Below are 6,358 nucleotides of genomic sequence, written 5' to 3'. Positions count from 1 at the left end.
CGCCCACGCCGTGCCCCGCGCCCACCATCCCGCCGCCAAGCGCGGCGAAGGCGGCCCCGCCGACGGCGAGCAGCAGGGAGTTCGAGAGGCCGTCGGAGATCTGCAGGGCGGCGGAGTTCGCGCCCGCGTCCTGCGGCGCCGAGAGCCTGAGCAGCAGCACGCTGGTCGATGCGATGACCATGCCCATGCCGAAGCAGCCGAAGGCCCAGGCGACGGCGACGGTCCACACCGGCACGGCATGGATCAGCACGCTGGGCGCGGCGACGATGGCGGAGGCGACGAGCACCATCCCCACCACCATCAGCTTGCTCCGGTGGGGCTCCATGCGCGGCCGCGACTGTACGTAGGAGCCGAGCGCCCAGGTGGCACCGCCCACGGCCAGCGAGAGCCCCGCCATGGTCGGGCTGAGCCCCCGCTCGGTGACCAGCATCAGCGGCACGAAGGACTCGGCGGCGATGAAGGAGCCCGCGGCGATGCCGCGCAGAAGCACGACGGAGGGCAGCCCGCGCACGGCCCGGTAGGTGCCGCGGGGCAGCAGCCCGAGCACCGCGGGGACGAGCACGGCGGCTCCGACGGCCGCGGGGAGCAGCGAGAGCCAGCGCAGATCCTGACCGGCGTACTGGAGGAGCCCGGCCCCCAGCGAGATCCCGAGCGCGAGCCGGATGCGCCGCCGGTCGAAGGCCTCGACGGGGGCGGCGGGGTCGACGGGCCCGGACGCGGTGCGCCGGATGGCGGGCAGCGCGAGGGCGAGCGGCCCGACGACGAGGACGGGGATCCCGACGAAGACCCAGCGCCACCCCAGGTGCTCGGTGACGGTCCCGGAGACCAGCGGCCCGACGACGGACGGCACGACCCAGCTGGCCGCGAACGCGGCGAGGATGGATGCCCGCAGATGCTCCGGATAGGCCCGGCTGACGACGACGTACAACGCGACGATGACGAGCCCACCCCCAAGCCCCTGCACGGCCCGCCCGAGGATGAACATCCACATGGCCCCGGCGGTCCCAGCGAGCAGCAACCCCGCCGCGAAGGCGGCGATCCCACTGGCAAGCGGCCCGAGCGGCCCACGCCGGTCGGCCCACTGCCCGGAGAGCACCATCCCGAAGAGGCTGGTGGTGAAGTACGCGGAGAAGGCGAAGGCGTAGAGCGACACCCCGTCCAACTCCCGGGCGGCGACCGGCATGGCGGTCCCGATAGCTGGTTTGTGACTCAACTGAGATGCAGCCCTTGACAGTTGAACGATCCGGGAGGACGGTCCAAGCAACAGCACGGCCCCGCCCGGCGTTGGAGCGCCGGACAGGGCCTTGGTCATCACCTGATGGAAGCAGGCGAGAACCCAATGACTGACTTTAGCGACGTCGCCATGGACGGCAATAGCCCCGATTCTGGCGACCAGTGGGGCCGCGAGATGGCCAAAGACCTTCCGCCCCTGACCCGCGACCAGATCCTCACGATCAGCGTCTATCGGCGCGTCTTCCCGTGGATGCCGTGGAGCCTGAAGCGCGACCCTGCGGCAGGTGACGCGGCATGAGCCTCTTCGAGATCATCCGCCTGATGTGGGCGCACTGGTTCGTGATCGTGCTCGCGGCCGTCGCCGTCGTCTCGCTGGTCGTGTACGCCCGCGAGAACTGACCCCGACCAGCACAACGCCCCCGCCTCTGTCGTACGAGGCGGGGGCGCTTCCGTCCGGTCCAGCTGGCCCGCGACGGCGCCGGACCGGGGGTCTCAGTGGTACCGCGCCCGCTCACCGGGACCACAGGGGCGGGACGGACACGACGGCGCGCACGCCCACAACTCGACGTCCTCGGTGCTCTTCTCCCGTACGAGAGTGGCGATGCCGAGAGGGCGGTCTGCGTACAGCCGCGCACCGCACAGCGCGCATGCCCAGCCGCGCAACTGATCGCCGTTCAGGGTGCTCGGGTCGGGCAGGGCCTTCGTCTTGGTCATCACCTCGCGGCCCGCTTCCGGGCGCAGTCGGGGCAGGAGCACACGGGGTAGGCCGATGACGTCGGCAGCTCGAACCCCTTGCAATCCACGCGCCGCGTACCCGTGTCAGCCGTGATCGTGCCGGACCGGTCGACTCGGTACACGCGCAACGTCATTCCGCCGGTGCTTCCGGTGCCCGCTTCAGCGCTCTGGTCTTGGGTCGTACGCTCTGCCATGTCGGCGCTCCTCGTAAGCGTTGGCCGCGCCCCGGGAGGTCTCACCACCTCGCCGGGGTCTGTATCTTTCGATGCTTCGTTGGCCGCGAGCAGGGCAGAAGTTGACGGGCGATGACTACGCTGACAGTCAACGGTCAACGCCCCTTACGGAGTCCGACCATGACCGAATTCGCCACCCGTGCCCGTGCCGCTCTCGCGGAGAAGAACATCTCGATACGTGGGGCCGCCCGCGCGCTCAATTACGACGGAGCGTTCGTCTCCCGCGTATTGAGCGGGAAACAACGGCCGAGCGCGAAGCTGGCACGAGGCCTAGATCAGCTCGTTGGTGCCGAGGGCTCGCTCATGGCCCTGGCCAGCCGTGATTCCCAGCCGGCGAGCAGCCCGAAAGATCCGCCATGGGCTGCCGGACCAGGCTCGGACGACGACCTGGAGGCGCTCGAACTCGCGCGACGGGTCGAGGCGTCCGACGTCGGCACTGAGACTCTCGACCGCCTCGAAGAGGCCTTCGATGGGCTGGCCATGGCGTACCAGAGGGCGCAGCCGTCCGCTCTCCTGCGCGACGTACGACGCCACTCCTCGTATGTGGCGAAGTTGCTGGACGAGAGGAAGACGCTCAGCGAACACCGCCGTCTGCTCGTACTCGGCGGATGGCTGTCGCTGCTCGGCGCCACTCTTCATGTCGATCTCAAGGAAGGCGCCGCAGCCGCGTCCAGGCTCAGGACGGCGGCGCTCCTCGCCCAGCACGCTGAACACCCAGAGATCCAAGGGTGGGTCTTCGAGACGCGGGCGTGGACTGCCCTCATCTCAGGCGACTACGGGCAGGCCGTCGACCTATCCCGCGCGGCCCAGGCCATTGCCCCGCGCGGCGGCTCTGTCGCGATCCAGGCGACCGCGCAGGAGGGGCGGGCGCGTGCACGGCTCGGAGAGAAGACCGAGGCGTACAACGCCATTGACCGAGTGCAGCAACTCGCCTCGACCATGGTCATGCGGGCGCGGCCGGAACATCACTATCAGTACGACCCGAACAAGGCGACGTCGTACACGGCGACCACGCTCGCGTGGATCGGTGATCCCGCAGCCGAGGCGCCCGCGCGTGAGGTGATCGGACACTCTGCTCCCGGAAGCGATCCGGGCACGTGGCCGCGACGCATCGTCACGGCTCACCTTGACCTTGCGCTGACGCTGCTCTCCCTCGATCGACTGGACGAAGCGACAGACGCCGCCCAGAAAGCGATCTTGTCCGGTCGCCTCCTGCCCGCGAACTACTGGCGTGTTCTGGAGATCGTCCGGGCGGTCGAGGCGCGCAAGCTCCCCGAGGCGCCCGAACTCCGCGAGGCGTACCAGGAGCTGAGCCCCTAGCAACGGGCCGCACCGCCCCCCGCCGCACAGGGGCGGTGGTTGCGCCTCGCCGCGCTCTCCGAAACCCGCCCGACGCCGAGGCGCCGTGGTGCTCTTCGCGGCACGCCGCAACGGGGCGCAACGGGGGGCGTTGCGAAGATCGCGCCGCCTCGGCACATGCCGAACCTGATCTACGGGGAGCGAGTGCCGCAGCGGGGCGCAAGATCACCGGCGAGCGTTTGCAGATCGCAACTCGATCTTTGTCGGGGCATCCCACCTGGGCGATCATCACTCTGCGGCGATGCGATCAAGGTGGGACAACACCCCCCAGGGCGCCGATCACGCCCCTGACCTGCGGATTTGCAGTCGTTTGCACCACGTCCCAGTAGAGGGTTCTGGCGGACATAAGGGCATTGGGGGTCACCGTGATCAACGATCACGCGCATGACCCACCCCCCCTTGTTTGCGGGTGTGATGCGACATCGATGCAGGTCAGGGCTTGATCGATGCGCCCCCGACCGCAACTTGATCCACTCGCCCTGTCGGCCGTGGATCATGGCGCGGTGTTAGCGCGCAGCCAGATCATTCACTCAAGCAAAGTGCCGCGCCCGTGGTCATCCCCGAGACCGTGGGCGCGGCGGTCCGGCGCCGTGGAGCAGCGGCACCGGACGTCTGGGTGTCGTCGCTGTCCGGCGGGAGCTGCCGCAGCGCGACCGAGCTGCCTTCTCGACGCGTGCCGAGCGCGTGAGCGGGCCTCGCGCCTCGGCATCGCACACATCGCCGTCGTGCTCGACGACGTCGACACGATCATCGAAGCTGTTGTTCATCTCGACATCGAACACATTCACTTCATGTGCCATGACACCGAAGGGTGAGATGCACAGGCACAGGCCATGGGGTAGGGGTGGGGGTGCCACACCACCACGCCTAGCCCATGGCCACGTACGCGAGGGGTGGGCTGTACCCCACGGCCATGCCCAGCCATGGGGTACAGCAGACCGGCGCCGGGAAGTAGGCCGCGACACCGGGGCCTATGGGTTATGCGGTCGAGATCACGCGGAATGCGGACGGGCGCAACAGTGCGAATCCGAACCGACCTTCAGCACGCGCAATCACCTGGTTCTTAGTGAATAGTGTGCCGCTCCTGTCGAAGTCGAGTACCAGATCCTGCCGGACAAACAGGCGGGCCATACGCCAATCGGCAAGGAGTGCCTTACCTGACGGTACGGACGTACTGACGACTACGGGCAAATTCTTGAAGATATTCTGAAAGGCCCCCCCGTCAATTACGTATTCCCCATCAGCGGTTTGCAGAAGGTCAAGGTTTTCCGCGTCGGCGGGGTTCAGAGCCCAAGCGGTAGGGGCTTCTTTGGCTACCTGTGAGGCGGTGTAAGCCTTCCTCAGGGTATTCGGGATAGACACCGCAAAGGCCGTCGTGCCCACCCCCGACGTGTTGACGATGCCGACGACGTTTTCCTGTGCAGCGGCACCGGACACAACGTCCGCTTCAAGGGCGTCCAGCACGCCGCGTGACATCTCGAAATTGAGGAAGTCCGCGATATCCGCGTGGTCCTGAAGGACCCTCTCCGGAATGGCCTGGCTCAAGTGGGCATAGATCCTTGCCCTGTCCTGAATGGACGTCACCGTATACGTGCTAGTCGGCTTGGTATCTCCGTCGACCACGGCCGCGGCGGCATCTGTGCGCACGGTCTGCCGCAAGAATTCGAACTCATTGCCCGCGATAGGCTGACGATCGACCAGCAAATCGAGAAGCCGCGCAGGATTGACGGGCATCGGAACCATGCCGACGCGCATCATTCCGGGCGCATCGAACGATCCTGCCGCGACAGCCTTGACGCCATGATCACGAGCGGCCTTAACCAGCTGGCTGGCTGCCGCATGGGCCCACTGACGCGCGCCCTCGTTAACTGTGAGGGCCCCCTTCGTAGAGGCGCCCCCCTTGTGGCCGTCAGGGCGGGTGCCGTCGCCGGACTCGATGGCGGCAGGCTCGATAGCGTCACCCGACTTACGGGCTTCGGCTATCTGCTCCTCAAGACGGGCAGCGGCCACCGTCAGGTTTCCGGCGCGGATCTTCAGCCCAGGCGTGAACTCCTCCTTGGGCTTCTCCGTGATCCCCTTGAGTTCCGAAAGGATTCGCTTGTGCTTGGCGGTCAACTCGCTGATCAGGTCAAGAGATTCGAGAATATCCATTGTTCACCTCGGGATAGCGTCTGTTTCAAATGAAACAGACGAAGGAAGGGCCGACATGCGGCCGTGCATCCGAGGTGGTGACCAGCTCGGCGAGAGGGAGCGGCCCGACGTGGGGCGAACCAGGTGGGGCAAGATCCGCCCCTCTCGGTGATCCGATTCTACCCGGACTGATGGCCCGTCAGTCGATGGTGCCCATGGCGTCCGCCCTCGCGGCGGCGGCGCTGAACACGGGCCACAGCGGATCACGTTGGGCGCGGTGATGCTCGGCCAGCATCCGCCAGGAGTCGGCGGCGGGGCGCACCGTCCAGCTGCTCGACCCGGCCGCAGCGTCGGCGGCCTCGATCAGCGCGTCAGTGATCTCGCCGAAGCGGCGGCGCTCCGCGGCACTGATCACGCTCAGCGCGAGCCCCAGGGGATCGGTGTGTAGCTGATCGTCGGTCATGGTCGTTCCTCCGGTGATCTCGTACTCGTACGAAGTTGGGCGATCTTCAGTAGCGACCTCACGCAGAGTGGCTACGCTTTCGGAATTGAAATCGTCATCACTCTCTGTGAGGTCGTAACCGAGGCGAACACGCGGCCCTCTGCGGGCCGTTGGCGGGGGCGGCGCCGCCCGGTGCCGGGATGCGGGCGGGCGAGCCAGGAGAGGG

6 protein-coding genes are annotated in these 6,358 nt (G+C 67.5%); 2 read left to right on the top strand and 4 right to left on the bottom strand.

From position 1 onward, the window contains the following. Positions 1-1,312 (bottom strand): MFS transporter (locus tag E2651_RS40045; RefSeq protein WP_135336198.1); only part of this gene is annotated, 1,312 nt, incomplete at its 3' end. A 27-nt stretch (positions 1,313-1,339) separates the two neighbouring features. Here E2651_RS40045 and E2651_RS40040 point away from each other — a divergent pair. Continuing rightward, positions 1,340-1,531, top strand: a complete 192-nt coding sequence (locus tag E2651_RS40040) for a hypothetical protein (protein ID WP_167829040.1) — start codon at positions 1,340-1,342, stop codon at positions 1,529-1,531. Positions 1,532-1,725: 194 nt separating this feature from the next. Here the strand turns inward: E2651_RS40040 and E2651_RS40035 are convergent, their stop codons facing one another. Further along, the gene (locus E2651_RS40035; RefSeq protein ID WP_135336196.1) at positions 1,726-1,947 is read right to left on the bottom strand and encodes a hypothetical protein; all 222 of its coding nucleotides are present in this window, start codon (positions 1,945-1,947) and stop codon (positions 1,726-1,728) included. 374 nt (positions 1,948-2,321) lie between these two features. On the opposite strand from E2651_RS40035, the gene E2651_RS40030 reads away from it, so the two are divergent. Further along, the gene (locus E2651_RS40030; RefSeq protein ID WP_135336195.1) at positions 2,322-3,521 is read left to right on the top strand and encodes a transcriptional regulator; all 1,200 of its coding nucleotides are present in this window, start codon (positions 2,322-2,324) and stop codon (positions 3,519-3,521) included. Between the two features lie 1,017 nt (positions 3,522-4,538). Here the strand turns inward: E2651_RS40030 and E2651_RS40025 are convergent. Next, on the bottom strand, positions 4,539-5,711 hold the full coding sequence (locus E2651_RS40025; protein WP_135336194.1) for a phage major capsid protein: 1,173 nt from the start codon (positions 5,709-5,711) through the stop codon (positions 4,539-4,541). A gap of 178 nt (positions 5,712-5,889) precedes the next feature. Further along, positions 5,890-6,153, bottom strand: coding sequence for a hypothetical protein (locus tag E2651_RS40020; protein ID WP_135336193.1), 264 nt, complete (start codon positions 6,151-6,153; stop codon positions 5,890-5,892). Positions 6,154-6,358: the final 205 nt, after the last annotated feature.

The organism is Streptomyces sp. MZ04 (assembly GCF_004684775.1).
Taxonomy (GTDB): domain Bacteria; phylum Actinomycetota; class Actinomycetes; order Streptomycetales; family Streptomycetaceae; genus Streptomyces.
Note: the sequence above shows the minus strand (reverse complement) of the source record. Positions and strands in the feature narration are given on the sequence as shown.